The 20,808-nt window shown below is 66.1% G+C and carries 15 protein-coding genes; 9 read left to right on the top strand and 6 right to left on the bottom strand.

The window, feature by feature from the left end; all coding sequences use genetic code 11:
* Nucleotides 1-94: 94 nt before the first annotated feature.
* From polA to rpsA, 5 genes are all read left to right on the top strand, one after another.
* Complete coding sequence (polA, locus tag ABV518_RS16195; RefSeq protein WP_367768998.1) at nt 95-2,737, top strand: DNA polymerase I; 2,643 nt, start codon at nt 95-97, stop codon at nt 2,735-2,737.
* 50 nt (nt 2,738-2,787) lie between these two features.
* Nucleotides 2,788-3,399, top strand: coding sequence for a GyrI-like domain-containing protein (locus tag ABV518_RS16190; protein ID WP_367768621.1), 612 nt, complete (start codon nt 2,788-2,790; stop codon nt 3,397-3,399).
* 68 nt (nt 3,400-3,467) lie between these two features.
* Nucleotides 3,468-4,766 carry a GNAT family N-acetyltransferase gene (locus tag ABV518_RS16185; protein WP_367768618.1) on the top strand — a complete coding sequence of 433 codons (1,299 nt, stop codon included), beginning with the start codon at nt 3,468-3,470 and terminating at the stop codon, nt 4,764-4,766.
* 29 nt (nt 4,767-4,795) lie between these two features.
* Nucleotides 4,796-5,743, top strand: coding sequence for a polysaccharide deacetylase family protein (locus ABV518_RS16180; RefSeq protein WP_367768616.1), 948 nt, complete (start codon nt 4,796-4,798; stop codon nt 5,741-5,743).
* Nucleotides 5,744-5,924: 181 nt separating this feature from the next.
* Nucleotides 5,925-7,400, top strand: coding sequence for a 30S ribosomal protein S1 (gene rpsA, locus ABV518_RS16175; protein ID WP_131132914.1), 1,476 nt, complete (start codon nt 5,925-5,927; stop codon nt 7,398-7,400).
* 138 nt (nt 7,401-7,538) lie between these two features.
* Here rpsA and ABV518_RS16170 read toward each other — a convergent pair whose 3' ends face one another.
* The 3 genes from ABV518_RS16170 to ABV518_RS16160 are packed head-to-tail and all read right to left on the bottom strand — an operon-like array spanning nt 7,539 to nt 10,175.
* Nucleotides 7,539-8,945 (bottom strand): FAD-binding oxidoreductase, encoded by a 1,407-nt coding sequence (locus ABV518_RS16170; protein WP_367768613.1) that lies wholly within the window; start codon nt 8,943-8,945, stop codon nt 7,539-7,541.
* Between the two features lie 59 nt (nt 8,946-9,004).
* The gene (locus tag ABV518_RS16165; protein ID WP_367768610.1) at nt 9,005-9,499 is read right to left on the bottom strand and encodes a GNAT family N-acetyltransferase; all 495 of its coding nucleotides are present in this window, start codon (nt 9,497-9,499) and stop codon (nt 9,005-9,007) included.
* Entirely contained in the window at nt 9,483-10,175 is a 693-nt protein-coding gene (locus ABV518_RS16160; protein ID WP_367768607.1) for a YigZ family protein, read from the bottom strand. The genes ABV518_RS16165 and ABV518_RS16160 overlap by 17 nt, the downstream gene beginning before the upstream one ends.
* A 75-nt stretch (nt 10,176-10,250) precedes the next feature.
* On the opposite strand from ABV518_RS16160, the gene coaE reads away from it, so the two are divergent.
* The 4 genes from coaE (at nt 10,251) to ABV518_RS16140 (ending at nt 16,330) form a co-directional block, all read left to right on the top strand.
* Entirely contained in the window at nt 10,251-11,471 is a 1,221-nt protein-coding gene (gene coaE, locus ABV518_RS16155; RefSeq protein WP_367768604.1) for a dephospho-CoA kinase, read from the top strand.
* Between the two features lie 44 nt (nt 11,472-11,515).
* Nucleotides 11,516-13,615: an excinuclease ABC subunit UvrB gene (uvrB, locus tag ABV518_RS16150; protein WP_310164097.1), complete on the top strand. Its 2,100-nt coding sequence runs from the start codon at nt 11,516-11,518 to the stop codon at nt 13,613-13,615.
* A 235-nt stretch (nt 13,616-13,850) separates the two neighbouring features.
* Nucleotides 13,851-14,879 carry a TerC family protein gene (locus tag ABV518_RS16145; RefSeq protein ID WP_367768601.1) on the top strand — a complete coding sequence of 343 codons (1,029 nt, stop codon included), beginning with the start codon at nt 13,851-13,853 and terminating at the stop codon, nt 14,877-14,879.
* A 122-nt stretch (nt 14,880-15,001) separates the two neighbouring features.
* Nucleotides 15,002-16,330, top strand: coding sequence for an MFS transporter (locus tag ABV518_RS16140; RefSeq protein ID WP_367768599.1), 1,329 nt, complete (start codon nt 15,002-15,004; stop codon nt 16,328-16,330).
* An 8-nt stretch (nt 16,331-16,338) separates the two neighbouring features.
* Here ABV518_RS16140 and ABV518_RS16135 read toward each other — a convergent pair whose 3' ends face one another.
* From ABV518_RS16135 to ABV518_RS16125, 3 genes are all read right to left on the bottom strand, one after another.
* Nucleotides 16,339-17,628, bottom strand: coding sequence for an alpha/beta fold hydrolase (locus ABV518_RS16135; RefSeq protein WP_367768995.1), 1,290 nt, complete (start codon nt 17,626-17,628; stop codon nt 16,339-16,341).
* A 73-nt stretch (nt 17,629-17,701) separates the two neighbouring features.
* Entirely contained in the window at nt 17,702-18,202 is a 501-nt protein-coding gene (locus ABV518_RS16130) for an N-acetyltransferase family protein (protein ID WP_367768596.1), read from the bottom strand.
* Between the two features lie 20 nt (nt 18,203-18,222).
* Nucleotides 18,223-20,769, bottom strand: coding sequence for a DEAD/DEAH box helicase (locus tag ABV518_RS16125; RefSeq protein ID WP_367768594.1), 2,547 nt, complete (start codon nt 20,767-20,769; stop codon nt 18,223-18,225).
* Between the last annotated feature and the right edge of the window lie 39 nt (nt 20,770-20,808).

Genomic DNA, 20,808 nt, shown 5'->3' with positions numbered 1-20,808 from the left:
CCCGCCGCCGGCCCGGGGCCGGGTTTCCGCTACCGAAGCCCCCGTCGTTGCCGGCACCGGCCAGCCGCGGCTCCTGGTGCTGGACGGGCACTCGATGGCGTTCCGGGCCTTTTTCGCGCTGCCGGCGGATAAGTTCTCCACGGCCAACGGGCAGCACACCAACGCGATCCACGGTTTCACGTCCATGCTGATCAACCTGATCAAGGAACAGCAGCCCACCCACATCGCCGTGGCCTTCGACGTCTCGGACGAAACCACGCACCGCAAGGCCGAGTACAGCGAATACAAGGGCGGCCGCAACGAGACCCCACGCGAAATGAGCGGCCAGATCGACCTGATCGACAAAGTCATGGGCGCCTGGGGCATCAAAACCATCAAGATGCCGGGCTATGAGGCTGACGACGTCCTGGCAACGCTCGCCGCCATGGGGGAAGAGGCAGGCTACGAGGTCCTCCTGGTCACCGGCGACCGCGACGCCTTCCAGCTGATTACGGACAACGTCTTTGTGCTTTACCCCCGGAAGGGCGTCAGCGACATTCCCCGGCTGGACGCAGCCGCCATCCAGGAAAAGTACTTTGTCACCCCGCCGCAGTACTCGGACCTCGCGGCCCTCGTGGGGGAGACCGCGGACAACCTCCCCGGCGTCCCCGGCGTCGGCCCCAAGACCGCTGCGAAGTGGATCAACCTCTATGGCGGGCTCGAAGGGGTCCTGGAGCACCTGGATTCGATCGGCGGCAAGGTGGGGGATGCCCTCCGCGAAAACGTCGAGGAAGTCAAGCGCAACCGGCGGCTGAACCGGCTCCACACCGATCTCGAGCTTCCGCTAACCCTGGACGAACTTGCCGAGCCCCGCCCGGACGAGGCCGCCCTGGAGCAGCTCTTCGACGAACTGGAATTCAAGACCATCCGCACCCGGCTCTTTGCCCTCTACGGCAGCGACGCCGTGGAATCGGCAGAGCGCGAGAGCATCGACGTCCCGGACTATGTGGCGCCCGCCGATGCAGCGGAACTGGAGGCCTTCCTGGCAGCGGGCGCCGGCAAGCGCTCGTCCGTTGCCGTGGACCTGGTGCCGGGCCGGATCGGAGAAGACGCCGCCGCACTGGCCATTGTCCGTGACGACGCCGCTGCCTACATCGACCTCGCCGCCCAGGACGCCGCTGCCGAGAACGTCCTGGCGGGCTGGCTGCGGGACAGCCAGGCCCCCAAGGTCATGCACGGCTACAAGGCCGCGTTGAAGGCCCTGTCCACCCGAGGCCTGGGCCTGGAAGGGGTGGTCGATGATACGTCTATCTCCGGTTACCTGATCCAGCCGGACCGCCGCACCTACGAACTCGCCGAACTCGCCCAGCACCACCTCAACATCAGCATCGCGTCCGAGACCGCGAAGGCCGGCCAGCTCGAGCTGTCGTTCGACGGCGATGACGCCGCCGCTGCCGGCGCACTGGTCCAGGTGGCCGCGGTGGTCCAGGCCCTGAGCCGTTTCTTCGATTCGGAATTGACCGAACGTAAGGCCGCGGACCTGCTCACCACCCTGGAGCTGCCCGTCAGCCGGGTCCTGGCCGACATGGAACTCGCGGGCATCGCCATCGACATGCCGCGCATGGACGAGCAGGTGGCGGATCTCGCCAAGGTGATCGACAATGCCCAGGAACTCGCGTTCGCCGCAATCGGCCACGAGGTCAACCTCGGGTCGCCCAAGCAGCTGCAGACTGTCCTCTTCGAGGAACTCCAGCTGCCCAAGACCAAGAAGATCAAATCCGGCTACACCACTGATGCGGCGTCGCTGAAGAACCTGCTGGAAAAGACCGGCCACGAATTCCTGGTCCAGCTGATGGCCCACCGGGAATCCTCGAAGCTGCGCCAGATGCTGGAATCACTGAAGAAGTCCGTCACGGAAGACGGCCGGATCCACACCACGTACGCGCAGAACGTGGCAGCCACGGGCAGGATCTCCTCCAACAACCCGAACCTGCAGAACATCCCCATCCGCAGCGAGGAAGGCCGGCGCGTCCGGGGCATCTTTGTGGTCAGCGACGGCTACGAGTGCCTGCTCTCCGCGGACTACTCCCAGATCGAAATGCGCATCATGGCCCACCTTTCGGGTGACGCCGGCCTGATCCAGGCGTACCTGGAAGGCGAGGACCTCCACCGCTTTGTGGGCTCCAACATCTTCCACGTCCCCACAGACCAGGTCACCAGCGCCATGCGGTCCAAGGTCAAGGCGATGTCCTACGGCCTCGCCTACGGACTGACCTCGTTTGGGCTCTCCAAGCAGCTGGAGATCTCCGTCGATGAGGCACGGACCCTGATGAAGGACTACTTCGACCGGTTCGGTGCCGTCCGCGACTACCTCCGCGGCGTGGTGGACCAGGCCCGGATTGACGGCTACACCGCCACCATCGAGGGGCGTCGCCGGTACTTGCCGGACCTCACCAGCACAGACCGCCAGTTGCGCGAGAACGCGGAGCGCATCGCACTGAACTCGCCCATCCAGGGCTCGGCTGCGGACATCATCAAGCGCGCCATGCTGGGCGTGCACTCCGAACTCGCGGCCCAGGGCCTGAAATCACGCATGCTCCTGCAGGTCCATGACGAACTGGTGCTGGAAGTGGCCGCCGGCGAGCGGGAAGCGGTGGAGAAGCTCGTGACCGAGCAGATGGCGGGCGCAGCGGACCTGAGCGTCCCGCTCGACGTCCAGATCGGTGTGGGGCCGAGCTGGTACGACGCCGGCCACTAGGAACGGACGGGTTACCGGACGACGGTGGCCAGGAAGGCGGGCGGGGCGCAATGGACAAGTATGACGTCAGGAAACAGTCCAAGGAACTGTATGCGCCCCGCGCGCGGGGCTTCGAGCTCGTCACCGTCCCTCCACTGAACTACCTGATGCTGGACGGGCAGGGCAACCCGGGGACGGCCCCCGCCTACGCTGCCGCGCTCGAGGCCCTGTATTCGGTGTCCTACGCCGTCAAGTTCGCCAGCAAGCATGCGGGCCGGGACTACGCCGTCGGGCCGCTGGAGGGCCTGTGGACAGCAGACGACCCTGGCGCGTTCACCCGGGGTGACAAAGACAGCTGGAAGTGGACCATGATGATCCCGCAGCCGGACTGGATCGGTGCAGCCGAGGTGCACGACGGCATTGCGAAGGCCGCGGCGAAGAAAGCTCCGGCGCTGGACCTGCTCCGTCTGGAGACCCTCGACGAAGGCCTTTCGCTGCAGATCCTGCACATCGGCAGCTACGCCGATGAGGCTCCCACGCTGCACCGGCTGCACACTGAGTTCATGCCGGCCAACGGCTTCGGCTTCGCCGGCCCGCACCACGAGATCTACCTCAGCGACGCCCGCAGGGTGGCGCCGGACAAGCTCAGGACCATCCTGCGCCAGCCCGTGCGGCGGCTCTGACCCACCTGCAGCCGGCACTGGCGTGTTGCTGTGGCCACCGGCCGGATGGATTGGTTAGGCTCGGCTGTGTGGCTGAACTGAGTGGGGACTATGAAATCAGGCGCTTCGACGCCGTATCCAAGGACGAACCTGGATACGCCGAAGCGGAAAAGTGGGTCAGGGCAGTAGCTTTCGGCTTCCACGAGTCCACCCGGACGCCCGAGCATGTGGCGAAATCCCTGGCGACGTACCGGGCTGACCGCCGTGTCCTGACCGGTGCGTACCAGACCGGTGAGGTGGCCCCCGGGTCCCTCCCGGCCGACGTCCCGGTGGCAACGTTCGGCACGCTCCGCAAAACCCTCAACATTGGCTTCGGCCGGATGCTGGAAACCCAGATGGTCACCGCCGTGACGGTGCGGACCTCTCACCGGCGCCGCGGCCTGCTGCGCCGCATGATGTCCGAGGACCTGGACATGGCCCGGCGCGACGGCTTGGCGATAGCCGCACTGACCGCGTCCGAAGGGTCAATTTACGGACGGTTCGGCTACGGGGTGGCCAGCTTCGAACGCACCGTGAAGGTGGATACCACCGCCCGGTTCCAGCTGAACCACCAGGCTGTGGGCACTGTGGAGGTTGCTGATCCCAAGGTGCTGCTGGACGTGGCGCCCGAAATCTTTGAACGCGTCCACCGCATAACACCGGGATCGATCGGCCGCCAGGAGTGGTACCGCCAGCTGGCCTCTGGATCCCTGGGCCGGGACGGCAAGGAGGATCCGGCCGTCAAGGTGGCACTGCACTACGGACCCGGCAACACCGTGGACGGCTACGTCTCCTACAAATTCCTGGGCTGGGACACCGAGCCCTACACCGTCGAAGTGGTGGACCTCGTGGCCGCCACCAACGAGGCGTACCTGGAGCTGTGGCAGTTCCTGGGCGCCATCGACCTGGTGGAACGGGTCACGTGGGCAGAGGCTCCGGTGGACGATCCGCTGGCCTGGGCGCTGGCCGATCCGCGGTGCATCGAGTCCTCGGACGGCAGGGACATGCTCTGGCTCCGCATCCTGGACGTCCCCAAGGCACTGGAAGCCCGGCGTTATCCAGTGGACGGGCGGCTGGTGCTGGAAGTGCACGACCCGCTGGGGCTCACGGCTGGGACTTACGCCGTGCAGGTCAGCGGCGGTGAGGCCGCCGTCGTGGGCCTTGAAGCGGAGGAACAGCCGGACCTGACCCTGGACGTCTCAGCACTGTCATCAATTTATCTTGGTGCGGTCTGCCCGGTTACGCTGGCGGCAGCTGGGCGGATCCGCGAACACATGCAGGGCGCGGCGCTCCAGGCTCGTGGCTTGTTTGCGGTTGAGCGTGCCACGCACTGCCTGACCCACTTCTAGGGGCTCCTGCCTCATCCAAGGACAAATCCATGGGGGATATTGCCGTGCCGGGGCTGACCAGCCGCCGGGCGATTGTGTTTGGCCTTACTTCGGGCGTATTTGCTGCGGTGTCGGCGTGTGCTGCACCGACTGCAACCGGGACCGGCGGGCCGGCCGCACCGGATGAACAACAGGACCTGGCCGCGGCAGTCCCGCCGGGGCAGGCTGCGCCAGCGGAGGAATTGCCGGGGCCAACCCAGCCCCTCCCAGAGACGCCGCTAGTGGTGCCGCCGCCGTCGAAGGCCCAGCTCGTGGCGGAGTTTTCCGGCCGGCGGCCCACCGAATGGGGCCTGGCGGTGACGGGTGTGGTCACCAAATCACCGACCCGCCAGGCCGTTATCACCCTGGACGCCTGCGGCGGCCCTGGCGGATCCGGCGTTGACCAGGAGTTGCTTGCCGTGCTGCGGAAGTTGAACATTCCGGCCACCCTTTTTGTGAACGCGCGGTGGATCCAGGCAAACCGGAACCTCGCCGCAGAACTGGGGGCAGACCCGCTCTTTGAACTGGCCAACCATGGCTGGCTTCACCGGCCGCTGTCGGTCTCCGGCAAATCCGCGTACGGCATCGCAGGCACCGCTGGTGTCGCCGACGCTTACGACGAGCTGACGAAGTGCCAGGAAGTGCTCCTGGATGCGGCAGGGCGGCCCTCACGCTTTTTCCGGGCAGGCACGGCCTACTACGACGAAGTGGCTGCGGGGATGACCCGTCGCCTGGGCATGCTGCCGGTGAACTTCAGCATCAACGCCGACGCCGGTGCCACGCTGCCGCCGGCAGCAGTCGCGTCCGCGTTGTCTGCCACAGGACCTGGAGACATTGTCATTGCGCACTTCAACAAGCCGGGCAGCGGCACGGCGGCCGGCTTCCGGCAGTCGCTGCCGCGGCTGCAGGGCGGCGGGACCACTTTTGCCCGGCTGGTCGATGTGCTGCCCGCGCTTTGACCCCCGTTGGCCGCTGCGACTAGAATAAGTGGGCGCGTACTACGTGCGCGTTTCTAGAATCCACAAAATCAGGATGACCCGGCAGATCCTTGCGAGCTGCCGAGACCTGCGCCTGCGTTCCATAACGTGGGCGCGGTGGTTTGCCTGACCGACTAACTATCCACAACGGAGCCCCTACTACATGACCATCACCTCCACCGAGAAGCCCGGTACCCCCGTAGTCGCGATTAACGACATCGGTACCGCTGAGGACTTCCTCGCAGCAGTCGACGCCACCATCAAGTACTTCAACGACGGAGACCTCGTCGAAGGTACCGTCGTCAAGGTCGACCGCGATGAAGTTCTGCTCGACATCGGTTACAAGACCGAAGGTGTCATCCCCTCCCGCGAGCTGTCCATCAAGCACGACGTTGATCCCGGAGACGTTGTCTCCGTTGGCGATCTCGTCGAAGCCCTGGTGCTCACCAAGGAAGACAAAGAAGGCCGCCTGATCCTCTCCAAGAAGCGTGCTCAGTACGAGCGCGCCTGGGGCGACATCGAGAAGGTCAAGGAAGAAGACGGTGTTGTCACCGGTACCGTCATCGAGGTTGTCAAGGGTGGTCTTATCCTCGACATCGGTCTGCGCGGCTTCCTGCCCGCATCCCTCGTCGAGATGCGCCGTGTGCGCGACCTTGCTCCGTACATCGGTCAGCAGATCGAAGCCAAGATCATCGAGCTGGACAAGAACCGCAACAACGTTGTGCTGTCCCGCCGTGCATGGCTCGAGCAGACCCAGTCCGAGGTCCGCTCCACGTTCCTCAACAAGCTGGAAAAGGGCCAGGTCCGTCCCGGCGTCGTTTCCTCCATCGTCAACTTCGGTGCATTCGTGGACCTGGGCGGCGTAGACGGCCTCGTCCACGTTTCCGAGCTGTCCTGGAAGCACATCGACCACCCGTCCGAGGTTGTCGAAGTTGGCCAGGAAGTCACCGTCGAGGTTCTCGAGGTCGACCTGGACCGCGAGCGTGTTTCCCTGTCGCTCAAGGCTACGCAGGAAGATCCGTGGCAGACCTTCGCCCGCACCCACGCCCTCGGCCAGGTTGTTCCGGGTAAGGTCACCAAGCTCGTTCCGTTCGGTGCGTTCGTTCGCGTCGAAGACGGCATCGAAGGCCTCGTGCACATCTCCGAACTGGCTGTCCGCCACGTGGAGCTGGCCGAGCAGGTTGTCTCCGTTGGTGACGAGCTGTTCGTCAAGGTCATCGACATCGACCTCGAGCGCCGCCGCATCTCCCTCTCCCTCAAGCAGGCTAACGAGGGCGTTGACGCCGACAGCACCGAATTCGATCCGGCTCTCTACGGCATGGCCGCTGAGTACGACGAAGAGGGCAACTACAAGTACCCGGAGGGCTTCGACCCGGAGTCCAACGAGTGGCTTGAAGGCTACGAGAACCAGCGCGCCGCCTGGGAGCAGCAGTACGCTGACGCCCAGACCCGCTGGGAAGCACACAAGAAGCAGGTTGCCCAGCACGCTGCCGACGACGCTGCAGCTGCAACGTCCGGTGACAGCGATTCCGGCACCACCAGCTACTCCTCCGAGCCTGCTGCAGCCGAGACCGGTGCAGGCACGCTTGCTTCGGACGAGGCTCTTGCCGCTCTGCGCGAGAAGCTGACCGGCAACTAATTCCGCCTTTCCCTTCACGGGGAACAGCTGAATAGCCAACAAAAGGACCCCCGCCATGTGGCGGGGGTCCTTTTTGCTGGGTGGCCCGAAGCGGAAAGAACCGGCGCGGCGCCCAGCCGGCAGCACGCACGCCGCGGGTCAGCCCCGTGCCGGGTCGATGTTCGGGTTGAGGTGGAAGAAATTCGTGGGGTCATACTGCCTCTTGACGGCGACAAGGCGCTGCCAGTTCCCTCCCCAGCCGCGCCGGCTGACCTCTGACCCGGTGTCCGCTTCCACATTGAGGTAACTGCCGCCGGTCACGTAGGCGTCCAGAGCCCGGGCGGTGTGTCTTGTCCACTCGACCATGGCCTGGTCGTCGCCGGGGTTGTCCCAGGCGGCGGGCAAGTCGTAGGCGAACCGGGCAGTCCGGTGTGCGAAGGCCGTGGCGGAAACGTCGACGTCGCTGATTGCTCCTCCCAGGTGGTGGAAATCGATCTCCAGGGCCTGGTGGGGTGCGTTGGTGAAGGCTTCCACCGCGAGTTCGACGGCGGCGCGGGGCAGGGCTTCCATCAGGCCGGTCTTCATGTAGTAACGGCGGCCCCACGGATACTGTTCGTCCGACATGGACTGCATGAACAGGAACGTCCGCTGGCCGCTGAGATCGATGGCCGGTGGACCGTATTCGCGCAGGGGCCGCACAGCCGCGAAACCGTCAGCAACGCCCCCGCACCACATCCCGGCTACTCCGACGGCAGGGGCTCCATGCATCGCTGCCGGATACGGATCGCCCGGAGGGACGTTGAACAGGAAGATCAGGGAGGTCAGCTCACGCGGCGCGTCCTCGACAAAGTCGAGGTAGCGTTCGAATACCTCGTGGGCCTGGTCCAGGGGCCAGGCAAGCAGCAGGGCGAGCACGTCCCGGTCCACCTGCCGGGCCTGGAATTCGAAGCCCGTGACGACGCCGAAGTTGCCGCCGCCTCCGCGCAGTGCCCAGAACAGGTCGGCGTTCTCGTCCGCCGAGGCGTGCACGAGCCGGCCCTCGGCGGTGACCACCTCCGCGGAAAGCAGGTGGTCGATCGTCAGCCCGTACCGGCTCATGAGCAGCCCGACTCCTCCGCCGAGGGAAAGGCCCCCGATCCCGGTATGCGAAACCACCCCCGCCGGGACGGCGAGACCGAATTCCTGGGTGCGCCGGTCGATTTCGCCGAGGAGGCAGCCGCCTCCCACACCTACCTTCCGGGAGGCGGGGTCGATGCTGATGTCCTTCAGTCCCGCCAGTGAAATGACCATCCCGCCGTCGCTCGTGCCGAAGCCGGGCAGGCTGTGGCCACCGCCGCGCACGGCCACCTCAAGCAGGTGCTCGCGTGCGAAACGTATCGCGGTTTGGACTTCGGCAGCGTCAGTGCAGGTGGCGACGAGTGCGGGCCGGCGGTCGATCATCGCGTTCCAGACCCTGCTCTGTGCGGCGTATGGCGCATCGTCAGGAGTGATGACAGGAAGCCGCAGTGCCGAACGCAGCCGGGAGAGCTGACGTCCGGTGACCGGGTGATGAACTTCGCCGTCCATTTCCTGATGCTATTCCCGCGGCGCCGTGACGTGAAGTCCGTGCGAATCCGCGCCCGCTGCTAGCGGAGCTCCAGTCGTGCCGTGACGGCACCGGGGCCTCGGACGAGGGTCGCGCCTGCCGAGCGAAGCAGGCCCTGGGCTGCTTCGTTGCCAGCCGTTGTTTCCGCCACCAGGACGGCCGCACCGGCGGATGCGGCCTTGGCAGCCACCAGCCGGATCACGGTCCGCCCGATGCCCTGGCCGCGGACGTTTCGGCCCAGCCAGATGCCTGTTTCCACTGAATCGGGCCCGGTACGTTTCAGCCTGACGGAACCGGCGGGGCTGCCGTCGCACAGAACGGCCCAGCTCTTTTCCCTGGCAGGCCCGTCCAGGCCCGCCGCCGCGGCCCGGTGGTAGGCGCGGAACCAGTCAATCCGTTCGGCGTTCCACCCGGTCCCGACGCCGAGCGGGGGAGTGACTTCATCCGGCGACGCGTCGTCCATGGCCAGCGCCAGGAGCCGCTCCAGCATGGGTTCGTCGACGTCGGCCAGCCGGACGTCAGGGGAGCGGGACATCGACCCACTCCGTTCCGCCGGGCATCAGCGCGGCCTTACCGGCGGTGAGGGACAGGACCCTTTCTGACGCTGCGGCGATGTCAGCCTGCCCGTCCGGGATGGCCAGGCGCAGGACGGTGTGCCGGGCGCCATAGCTCGTTTCCGCCATGACAAACCCTGCGGCCCGCAGGTCATTCTCCAGGCGGCCGGCAGCTGCATGGGGAACGGACGCCTCGCAGATCCGCAGCCGGCGGCGCTGCACAAGCGGCGCGCGTTCCAGTGCCGCGGACACCGACTCCGAATAGGCACGGACCAGTCCGCCGGCGCCCAGCAGAATGCCGCCAAAATAGCGTACGACGACGGCGCTGACGTCGCTGAGGTCCGCATGTCCCGGCGTGGTTTCCCGTTTGATGATTGCTTCCAGCATCGGAATGCCTGCGGTGCCGGACGGCTCGCCGTCGTCATTCGAGCGCTGGATCTCCCGATCCGCCCCGAGGACAAACGCTGAGCAGTGGTGGCGGGCGTCGTGGAATTCCCGGCGCAGGCCGGCCACCAGGCCGCGGGCGGAATCCTCGTTGCTGGCGCGCCGCAGCACCGTGATGAACCTGGACCGTTTGATGTCGATCTCGTGCCGGAAGTCCGGGCCCGCCGCCAGGGTGGTGTACGACGCGGTTCGGCTCTCTTGCTGTTGCACCATCCGAGTCTAGGCCCCACCGCCGCGCACCTCGGTGCGCCCGGCCAGGGAACCCAGACGTGCGGATAGGCTGGTGGCGTGCTGAAGATCGGGTTGACGGGCGGGATCGCCTCTGGGAAGTCAGTGGTGGCCGCGCGCCTGGCGGAGCTCGGCGCCGTGCTCGTTGACGCCGACGCGCTTGCCCGGGAGGTGGTTGAGCCGGGAACGCCGGGACTGGCGCGCGTCGTGGAAGCCTTCGGCCCGGAGATGCTGGACGAGGCAGGGCGGCTGGACCGGGCCCGGCTCGGCGCCGTGGTCTTTGGTGACGCCGCGAAGCTTGCCGTGCTTAACGGCATCGTGCATCCGCTGGTCCGCGAAGCTGCTGCCGGCATCGTTGCCGCAGCGGGCGACGGCGACATCGTAGTCCAGGACATTCCCCTCCTCGTCGAAACCGGCCAGGGCAACAGTTTCCACCTCGTCCTGGTCGTCGACGCCCCGGACGACGTCCGGATCCGGCGCATGGCGGAACACCGCGGAATGACCCCCGGCGAAGCCGATTCCCGCATGGCCGCCCAGGCCAGCCGGGAACAGCGCAACGCCGCCGCTGACGTGGTGCTGGACAACGCGGGAACCCGGGACCAGTTGCTTGCCATGGTGGACTCACTCTGGGCTGACAGGCTCCGGCCCTTCGCGGACAACCTCCGGCGGGGGGTCCGCGCCCGCCGCACAGACGGGCCGGTGCTGCGGGCCCACCAGGCTGACTGGGCATACCAGGCGGCACGGATCGGGGCGCGGATCCTGGCCGCCGCCCCGGGCGACATTTTGGGTGTTGACCACATCGGCTCCACGGCAGTGCCCGGGCTGGCGGCAAAGGACGTCCTGGACCTCCAGGTCACCGTGCCCGATCTCGCCGTCGCGGACCGGATCGGCCCTGCCTTGGCCGCGGCCGGATTCCCGTCCGTTCCAGGGGTCCAGGCTGACACGCCCAAGCCGGAGCAGCCCGATCCGGAGCAGTGGCAGAAGCGGTTTCACGCGAACGCCGACCCAGGCAGGGCCGTGAACCTCCACGTCCGCGCGGCCGGCACGCCGGGCTGGCGGTATGCGCTGCTGTTCCGGGACTGGCTGCGCAGCGACCCCGCCGCCGTCGTGATGTACGAAGCGCATAAACGCGAACTGTCCGCGCGGCATTCCGGCGATACGGGCACAGCCAGGTACGCGGACGCGAAGGAACCGTGGTTCACGGACGTTGCCTGGCCGCTGATGGAGGAGTGGGCCCGCCGCACGGGGTGGGTGCCGCCGTCGTACCCTGTTCGCCGGTAACTGATCCGGCTGTTCCTGTCGGTCCCCGGTTGTAGATTAGATTCATGAGCCTTGCCCAGGAAATCAACCGAGTTGTCGCGCCCTTCGAGGTCATCAGCGAGTTCCAGCCTGCCGGCGACCAGCCGGCAGCCATCACCGAGCTGACGGAGCGCATCAAGAACGGCGAAAAGGACGTTGTCCTGCTCGGCGCCACCGGTACCGGCAAGAGCGCCACCACGGCCTGGCTGATCGAACAGGTCCAGCGGCCCACCCTGGTCATGGTGCAGAACAAGACCCTGGCCGCCCAGCTCGCCAACGAATTCCGTGAACTGCTGCCCAACAACGCGGTGGAATACTTCGTCTCCTACTACGACTACTACCAGCCTGAGGCGTACGTAGCCCAGACGGACACCTTCATCGAGAAGGACTCCTCCATCAACGAGGAAGTGGAACGTCTCCGCCACTCCGCCACCAACGCCCTGCTGACCCGCCGCGACGTGATCGTTGTTGCCACGGTGTCCTGCATCTACGGCCTCGGCACCCCGGAAGAGTACATCGCGGGCATGGTCACGCTCCGCAAGGGTGCGCAGATGAACCGCGACGACCTGCTCCGGAAGTTCGTCGCCATGCAGTACGCCCGCAACGACATGGACTTCCACCGCGGCACGTTCCGGGTCCGCGGCGACACCGTGGAAATCATCCCGATGTACGAGGAACTGGCCATCCGGATCGAATTCTTCGGCGACGAGATCGAGAACATCCACACCCTCCATCCGCTCACTGGCGAGATGATCCGGGACGAAGAGGAAATGTACGTCTTCCCGGCCTCGCACTATGTGGCCGGTCCCGAGCGGATGGCCCGGGCCATCAAGCGGATCGAGGACGAACTCGCCGAGCGGCTGCAGGTCCTGGAAAGCCAGAACAAGCTGGTGGAAGCCCAGCGGCTCCGGATGCGCACCACCTACGACCTCGAAATGATGCAGCAGATGGGCTTCTGCAACGGCATCGAGAACTACTCGTCGCATATCGATGGCCGCGCCCGCGGGACCGCGCCGCACTGCCTCATCGACTACTTCCCGGACGACTTCCTGCTGGTGATCGACGAATCCCATGTCACCGTGCCGCAGATCGGCGCCATGTATGAAGGCGACATGTCCCGCAAGCGGAACCTCGTGGACTTCGGCTTCCGCCTGCCTTCGGCCATGGACAACCGCCCGCTTAAATGGGATGAGTTCCTTGAACGCGTCGGCCAGACCGTCTACCTGTCCGCCACCCCCGGCAAGTACGAACTCGGCAAGGCCGACGGCTTCGTGCAGCAGATCATCCGGCCCACCGGCCTGATCGACCCCGAGGTGGTGGTCAAGCCCACCAAGGGCCAGATCGATGACCTGCTGGGCGAGATCAAGACGCGGACAGCGAAGAACGAACGCGTCCTGGTGACCACACTGACCAAACGCATGGCCGAGGACCTCACCGACTACCTGCTGGGCCACGGCATCAAGGTCGAATACCTGCACTCCGACGTCGACACGCTCCGGCGGGTGGAACTGCTCCGGGAGCTCCGGATGGGCGTCTTCGACGTCCTGGTGGGCATCAACCTGCTCCGCGAAGGCCTTGACCTGCCCGAGGTTTCGCTGGTGAGCATCCTGGACGCGGACAAGGAAGGCTTCCTGCGGTCCTCCACCTCGCTCATCCAGACCATCGGCCGTGCCGCCCGCAACGTGTCCGGCCAGGTGCACATGTACGCCGACCGCATCACCGATTCCATGGCCCACGCCATCGACGAGACCAACCGGCGCCGTGCCATCCAGGTGGCCTACAACACGGAAAAGGGCATCGATCCGCAGCCGCTGCGGAAGAAGATCGCCGACATTACCGACCAGCTGGCCAAGGAAGACGCCGACACCCAGGAGCTGCTCAACAACAACCGTCTGGCGAAGGGCGCCAAGCGTGGTAAGTCCGCCGCGAAGGGCGCGGCCCAGGTCCGCGCAGACGGCCTGGCCGCGGCTCCGGCGGAGGACCTCGTTGGCCTGATCGAGCAGCTGACTGAACAGATGCATGGCGCCGCCGCCGAACTCCAGTTCGAGGTTGCGGCCCGGATCCGCGACGAAGTCAGCGAGCTCAAGAAGGAGCTCCGGCAGATGCAGGCGGCCGGCCACGCCTAGCACGGCGGGAGGGATACGTTTCGCTGCGGAATGTACCGGCGAAACATGTTCGAACGTGGGGTGCCGCCTGCTGTACAGTTAACGTCACGTAGGGGAGTATCCCGAGCGCTACGATCGTCAACACGCCAGGCATGGTTGCCTGGCCGGGCGTAGCGGGCCGCCACATCAGCACCAAGTGCACAGGCTGGCCGGAGAGACTTACACCGCTTCTCTGTACCCTGCGAAAGGCTACCCTGTGCTCGATTTGCCCGTGTGGTTCGAGGTCGGCTCCCTTGTCGTCCTTGGCCTGATCCTCCTGATCGATCTTTTGCTGGTCATCCGGCGTCCCCATGAACCTTCCATGAAGGAAGCCGGGCTGTGGGTGGCGTTCTACGTATCCCTCGCCCTCGCGTTCGCCGGTGCCATGTTCGCCTTCACCAACGCCGAGTTCGGCGGCCAGTTCGTGGCCGGCTGGGTCACGGAATACAGCCTCAGCATCGACAACCTGTTTGTCTTCATCATCATCATGGCCCGGTTCTCCGTGCCTCGGAAATACCAGCAGGAAGTGCTGATGGTGGGCATCATCATCGCCCTGATCCTGCGTGGCATCTTCATCCTGCTCGGCGCCATCGTGATCGAGCAGTTCAGCTGGGTGTTCTACATCTTCGGCGCCTTCCTGCTCTGGACCGCGTGGAAGCAGGCCCAGGATGAAGGCGAGGACGAAGAGGACAAGGAAAACCCGCTCATCGCCCGGATCCGCAAGGTCATCCCCATGTCGCAGAACTTCGACGGCGGCAAGCTGCGCACCGAGGTGAACGGCAAGAAGGTCTTCACCCCGATGCTGATCGTTTTCATTACGATCGGCCTGACCGACCTCCTCTTCGCGGTTGACTCCATCCCGGCGATCTTCGGCTTGACCCAGAGCCCGTTCATCGTGTTCACCGCCAACCTGTTCGCCCTGATGGGCCTGCGCCAGCTGTACTTCCTGCTGGGTGGCCTGATGAACCGCCTGATCTACCTCAAGCACGCGCTGTCATTCATCCTGGCGTTCATCGGCGTGAAGCTGGTGCTGCACGCAATGCACGTGAACGAACTGCCGTTCATCAACGGTGGCCACCACATCGAATGGGCACCGGAGATTCCGACCTTCGTGTCCCTGGCCGTCATCGTGGGCACTATCATCGTTGCCGTGGTTGCCAGCCTCCTAAGTTCCAAGGCGAAGACGGCCCACCTGGACCCGCGCCTCGAGGAAGACGCCAAGAAGAGCCTCAGCGACGTCGAGTAGGCTTTCCGCGCGGTTCACTCCGCGTACCGCATGTCCCTAATAATCCCGGCCGCAGCGCGGCCGGGATTATTGGCTTAAAACTGCCCCTGTAGGACGTGGCCGCCGGGGGCTATGCTCGGACCATGGCCGGCACTGTGATGACCGAAAGCGGAGTGCGCCAGGTGCAGCGGCGCACCGTGGCGCTGCTGAGCGTGGCCCAGGTTTTCGCAGGCATCGGCACGGGAGCAACCGTTTCCATCGGCTCAATCCTTGCCGTGGAACTCTCGGGCTCCACGGCCTGGGCCGGCTCCGTGGCCACCGTCATGACGCTCGGTGCAGCGCTGGCCGCGCTGCCGCTTGCCTCACTCGCCGACCGCCGGGGACGCCGGATCGGACAGGTCACGGGCCTGTCCGCCGCCATGCTCGGCACCGTGCTCATCGTCCTGTCAGTCGTATCCGGCGTGTTTGTCCTGCTCGTGCTGGGCGCTGCAGGCATTGGCATAGGGACCGCTGCCAGCCTCCAGGCGCGTTTCGCCGCCGTCGACCTTGCGGATGCCGACCACCGCGGCCGGGCGCTGTCCACCGTGGTGTGGGCAGTGACTGTGGGCGCTGTTGCCGGGCCGAACCTGATCCAGCCAGGCGCCGTGGTGGGGCAGGCCCTCGGACTGCCGCCGGTGGCCGGTCCCTTCGTCATTTCGGCGGCCGGACTCCTGCTGGCCACTATCCTGCTCTTTGCCGGCCTCAGGCCGGACCCCCTGCTGCTTGCCCGGGAGCTCGCCTCACGCCGGGGAGTCGGGGCGGACGGACCGCTGGTCCCGGCTGCCCCTCCCGGCAGCCGTCGCGGCGGTTCACTGGTCCGCGGAATGCGGGCGATCCGGCAGTCCAGGGCAGCGTGGCTGGCGCTGGCCGCCGTCGTCGGAGCGCATGCCGTGATGGTGGGCGTGATGTCCATGACGCCGCTGCACCTGCAGGAGCTTGTGGCGGGTCCCGGGCATGCAGGGCACGCCGCCACCGGCGATGTGCTGGTGATCATCGGGTTCACGATCTCCCTGCATATCGCGGGCATGTTTGCGCTCTCACCGGTCATGGGCTGGCTGACGGACAAGGCCGGCCGGACCGAAACGATCATGATCGGCTTCACCACGCTGATCGCCGCAGTGGCGGTGGCAGGCTTCGGCCAGTCCTCCACGGTGGCCGTAGCCGTGGGACTGGTCCTGCTGGGCGTGGGCTGGTCCGCGTCCACCATTTCCGGCTCCACCCTCCTGGCCGAAAGTGTCGGCCAGGAGTCCCGGGTTGTGGTCCAGGGCGTGTCGGACATGCTTATGGGCGTTGCCGGTGCGGTGGGCGGGGCGACGTCGGGCCTGGTGCTCAGCGGTGCCGGCTACCTGGGGCTGAACATGGTGGGCGCCGTGGTGGGGGCAATTGTCCTGGCGGCTGCCTCCGTGACGCTGGTGGCTGGGCGCCGCAGGTAGTGCCCAGGTCAGCGGCGGGCTGAGCGCACCATTCCCAGCAGCCGGCCGAAGATGGCCTCGCCGTCGTCAGCAATTCCGTCGTGGTGGAAATCGGGGGTCTCCCAGACCTGGAGCCCGCGGACTGCCGCCGCAGTTTCCAGGGACAGTGCCCGGTCCACGTAGATGTCGTCCCGGTAGACCGCCGCGGCAACCGGCACAGTGTTGTTGGCCAGCTGGCCACAGTCGTAGAGCGGCTTCCAGTCCGCCTTGGCGGCCAGCAGATGGGCGACCTGCCGCAGCGGCTTCAACGCGGCATCCTGCTCGAAATACCACGGGTACACCATCTCTCCGGTGAGCAGCAGCGGCATGGCATCAGGATGGAACTCGGGGTGTTCCTGCAGCACCCGCCAGGCTGCCCAGTCGCTGGCCTGACCCTGCCCGTAAATGGACTCGTGCATCAGCGCATACAGGGGATTGGCCAGCCGGGACACAATCCCCTGGACCTGTTCGAGGAACGCATCGGAGAGCCGGCTGCCGTGCAGCGACTCGGTGAACGCGTCCTCCAGCAGGTAGTGCAGGCCGTCCACCCTGGTGTTGCCGCCCAGGAAGGCCCCCACCATCTGGAACCGCTCGACGGTCAGGCGTCCGCCGTCGGGCAGGAATTCCTCGTTCCGGCGAAGATGGCCGGCAATCCGTTCCACCGTCCGCCGGTCCTCGGGGTACCAGCTGAAGTATTCGGTGTTCCGCTCCGCGACGCGCTGGAACGTGGCACGGTAGATATCGTCTGCCGGGCCGGACAGCGGGGCCAGCCCGCCGGTGATAAGTGCTTCCTTCAGCCCGTCCGGCGCGACGGAAAGATAGGTGAGGGCGCAGAACCCGCCGTAGCTTTGCCCGTAGATGCTCCAGGGGCCGGAGCCGAGGACTTCGCGGATGAGTTCGGCATCGGCCACGATCGAATCGGCCCTGAAGTGCTCAAGGTAGGCAGCCTGTTCTTCAGCGGTGCCTCGCAGGGGCAGGGTGTTCCGGTCGGCAGGGGAGGAGAGGCCGGTTCCGCGCTGGTCCAGCATGAGGATCCGGAAATCCCGGGCAGCCGCTTTACTCCAGCCGCCCAGCGACGCGAACCGGTTGCCGCGTCCGCCCGGACCGCCCTGGAGGAACAGCAGCCAGGGCAGTTCCTCCGCTTCCGCCTCCGTGTGGACTGTCGAAACGTACTCGCGGGCGAACACCGTGATGGTCTCAGCAGTGTCCCCGGTCCCAGGCGCAGTCGCGGTGCCAAAATGGTCCAGCGGCACGGTGAAATAGTGCTCGGTGGTCCGCATGCCACGGAATTCGTGGCGCGCTTTGACCGTGTGCCGTACCGGCGCTTTGGTCCGCGGAGCTGTGGCGGACTGCTCAGCCACGAACGGCCGCGACGTTGCTGCTGCCAAAGTGCTCCAGGGCGTCGCCGGTCAGCCGGAACGTGGACCAGCCGTCCATGGGGCGGGCACCGAGGCCCCGGTAGAAGTTGATGGAGGGCTCGTTCCAATCCAGGACGCTCCACTCAACCCTGGCGTAGCCGTTCTCGACGGCGGTGGCCGCGAGATGCTTCAGGAGCGCCTTGCCGTGTCCCTCGCCCCTGGCGTCCGGGCTGACGTAGAGGTCCTCCAGATAAATGCCGTGGACGCCTTCCCAGGTGGAGTAATTAAGGAACCACAGCGCGAATCCCTGTACCTCGCCGGCCGCGTTCTCAGCCATCGTGGCGAACACGCGGGGGTTTTCCCCGAACAGGACGTCGGCGAGCATGTCCGGGGTGTTGCGGACAGCGTCCGGTTCCTTCTCGTAGATGGCCAGTTCGTGGATCATCTGCAGGATTGCGGGGACGTCGTGCCGGGTTGCGGGGCGGATTACACTCATGGTCCGAGTTTACTAGGGCCTTAGAGCCGGTTGACGTCGGTCACGCGGACCACCGCAGTGCCGGTTTCGTCGGAGGCGGCCAGGTCCACTTCGGCGGAGATTCCCCAGTCGTGGTTGCGTGCCGGATCGTCGAAGATCTGCCGGACCTTCCACAGCCCGGGCTCCTCGGTGATGATCAGCAGCCCGGGTCCACGCGCATCCGGTCCGGTGCCGATGTCATTGTGCTCGTCGAAGTAGTCGTCAAGGACGTCTTCCCAGCGTTCGGCATCCCAGCCGGCGCCGCCGTCGAGCTCTCCCAGGGCTGCCGCATCCTCATCGGCGAACAGTTCCACGCGGCGGAACATCTCGTTGCGCACCATCACCCGGAAGGCGCGGATGTTGGACGTCAACGACGGCGGCGGGGGAGGCGGAGCGTCGTGCGGGGTAGGCGCGGCGCCGGACGTCAGTTCCTCCCACTCATCCAGCAGGCTGGAATCGACCTGCCGGACGAGCTCGCCCAACCAGGCGATGAGGTCTTCGAGGTCCTCGCGGAGCAGGTCCTGGGGCACGGTCTGGCGCAGCGCCTTGAAACAGTCGGCGAGGTAGCGCAGCACAATGCCCTCGGAGCGGGCCAGTCCGTAGAACTGGACGAATTCGCCGAAGTTCATCGCGCGTTCGTACATGTCCCTGACCACCGACTTGGGGGCCAGCTCGAAGTCGCCCACCCACGGCGCGGCCTTGCGGTAGACCTCGAACGCTTCACCCAGGAGCTCCGCGAGCGGCTGCGGATAGGTGACCTCCTCCAGCATCGCCATGCGCTGGTCGTACTCTATGCCGTCGGCTTTCATCGCCGCGATGGCTTCGCCGCGGGCCTTCTTCTGCTGGGCGGACAGGATCTGGCGGGGCTTCTCCAGCGTCGCCTCGATCACGGACACCACGTCCAGGGCGTACGCCGGCGACTCCGGATCCAGCAGTTCCAGCGCCGCGAGGGCGAACGGCGAGAGTGGCTGGTTCAGGGCAAAGTTGGCCTGCAGGTGGACGGTGAGCCTGACGGTCCTGCCGTCCGCGGCCTGCTCCTCCGGCGGAATGCGCTCCACGACCTCGGCGGCGAGGAGTTCGCGGTAGATACCCAAAGCCCTTTTCATCAGCTGCAGCTGCGAGGACCGCGACTCGTGGTTCTCGGTCAAGAGCCGACGGGCGGCGTGGAACGGGTCGCCCGGCCGTTCCATGAGGTTCATCAGCATCGCGTGCGTGACGCTGAAGCTTGAGTTCAAGGGATCGGGGACCGATTCCACCAAGCGCTTGAAGGTTGGCTCACCCCAGGAGACAAAGCCCTCCGGCGGTTTCTTCTTGACCACCTGGCGGAGTTTCTTCTGGTCGTCGCCGAACTTTGCGGTGGCCTTGGCCATCGCCTTCACGTTTTCAGTCACGTGCTCCGGTGCCTGGACCACCACCGTGCCGGCGGTGTCATAGCCCGCCCGTCCGGCCCGGCCTGCAATCTGGTGGAACTCCCGTGAGTTAAGCAGCCGGGTGCGTACGCCGTCGTACTTGCTCAAAGCCGTGAGCAGGACGGTGCGGATGGGCACGTTGATGCCTACGCCAAGGGTGTCGGTTCCGCAGATCACCTTGAGCAAGCCGGCCTGGGCGAGCTGTTCCACCAGCCGGCGGTACTTCGGCAGCATGCCCGCGTGGTGGACGCCGATGCCGTGCCGGACCAGCCGGTTGAGCGTTTTGCCGAATCCCGCGGCAAACCGGAAGCTGGCGATCAGCTCCGCGATCTTGTCCTTTTCCTCGCGGGTGCACACGTTGATGCTCATGAGGGTCTGGGCGCGGTCGATCGCCTCGATCTGGCTGAAGTGCACGACGTAAACCGGCACCTGTTTGGTGGAGAGCAGTTCCTCGAGGGTCTCGTGGACCGGCGTCTGGTGGTAGTAGTAGTGCAGCGGGATGGGCCGCTCGGCCGAGCTGACGGTGGTGGTGGGCCGGCCGGTGAGTTCGGTGATGCCGTCCTCGAACCGGCTGACATCACCCAGCGTGGCGGACATCAGGAGGAACTGCGCCTGCGGCAGCTCCAGCAGCGGCACCTGCCAGGCCCAGCCGCGCTGCGGATCCGAGTAGAAGTGGAACTCGTCCATGATCACGGCGCCAAGCTCCGCTGCGGCGCCTTCGCGGAGCGCGATGTTCGCCAGGATCTCGGCCGTGCAGCAAATGATGGGCGCGTCCTGGTTGACGCCCGAATCGCCGGTGATCATGCCCACGTTTTCGGCGCCGAAGATGTCGCACAACGCAAAGAACTTCTCGGAAACGAGTGCCTTGATCGGGGCTGTGTAGTAGCTGCGCTGCCCACGCGCCATGGCCTGGAAATGTGCGGCGATGGCCACGAGTGACTTTCCGGAGCCGGTCGGCGTGGCGAGAATAACGTTGGCACCGGTGGCGAACTCCATGATGGCCTCGTCCTGGGCGGCGTACAGTTCCAGCCCCCGGCTTTCGGTCCACTCAAGGAATTGTGTGTAGAGGGCGTCCGGGTCGATCCCCGCGCCCGAGGGGTTTGAGGCGGGCAGGACGGGCAGCTGGTCAACGAGTTTCATTGTTTTCCAGCTTAGTGCCCGGCAGCTGCCGGAGATCCT

It is taken from the genome of Arthrobacter sp. HS15c, assembly GCF_040812005.1.
Lineage (GTDB): Bacteria > Actinomycetota > Actinomycetes > Actinomycetales > Micrococcaceae > Arthrobacter.
This window is presented reverse-complemented; position numbering and strand designations above follow the sequence as displayed.

Bases quoted from the DNA above. Each gene is read 5' to 3' on its own strand.
- polA (WP_367768998.1), top strand. From the start codon at position 95: ATGGCGTTCCGGGCCTTTTTCGCGCTGCCGGCGGATAAGTTCTCCACG.
- ABV518_RS16190 (WP_367768621.1), top strand. From the start codon at position 2,788: ATGGACAAGTATGACGTCAGGAAACAGTCCAAGGAACTGTATGCGCCC.
- ABV518_RS16180 (WP_367768616.1), top strand. From the start codon at position 4,796: ATGGGGGATATTGCCGTGCCGGGGCTGACCAGCCGCCGGGCGATTGTG.
- rpsA (WP_131132914.1), top strand. From the start codon at position 5,925: ATGACCATCACCTCCACCGAGAAGCCCGGTACCCCCGTAGTCGCGATT.
- ABV518_RS16170 (WP_367768613.1), bottom strand. From the start codon at position 8,945: ATGGACGGCGAAGTTCATCACCCGGTCACCGGACGTCAGCTCTCCCGG.
- ABV518_RS16165 (WP_367768610.1), bottom strand. From the start codon at position 9,499: ATGTCCCGCTCCCCTGACGTCCGGCTGGCCGACGTCGACGAACCCATG.
- ABV518_RS16160 (WP_367768607.1), bottom strand. From the start codon at position 10,175: ATGGTGCAACAGCAAGAGAGCCGAACCGCGTCGTACACCACCCTGGCG.
- uvrB (WP_310164097.1), top strand. From the start codon at position 11,516: ATGAGCCTTGCCCAGGAAATCAACCGAGTTGTCGCGCCCTTCGAGGTC.
- ABV518_RS16140 (WP_367768599.1), top strand. From the start codon at position 15,002: ATGGCCGGCACTGTGATGACCGAAAGCGGAGTGCGCCAGGTGCAGCGG.
- ABV518_RS16135 (WP_367768995.1), bottom strand. From the start codon at position 17,628: ATGCGGACCACCGAGCACTATTTCACCGTGCCGCTGGACCATTTTGGC.
- ABV518_RS16130 (WP_367768596.1), bottom strand. From the start codon at position 18,202: ATGAGTGTAATCCGCCCCGCAACCCGGCACGACGTCCCCGCAATCCTG.
- ABV518_RS16125 (WP_367768594.1), bottom strand. From the start codon at position 20,769: ATGAAACTCGTTGACCAGCTGCCCGTCCTGCCCGCCTCAAACCCCTCG.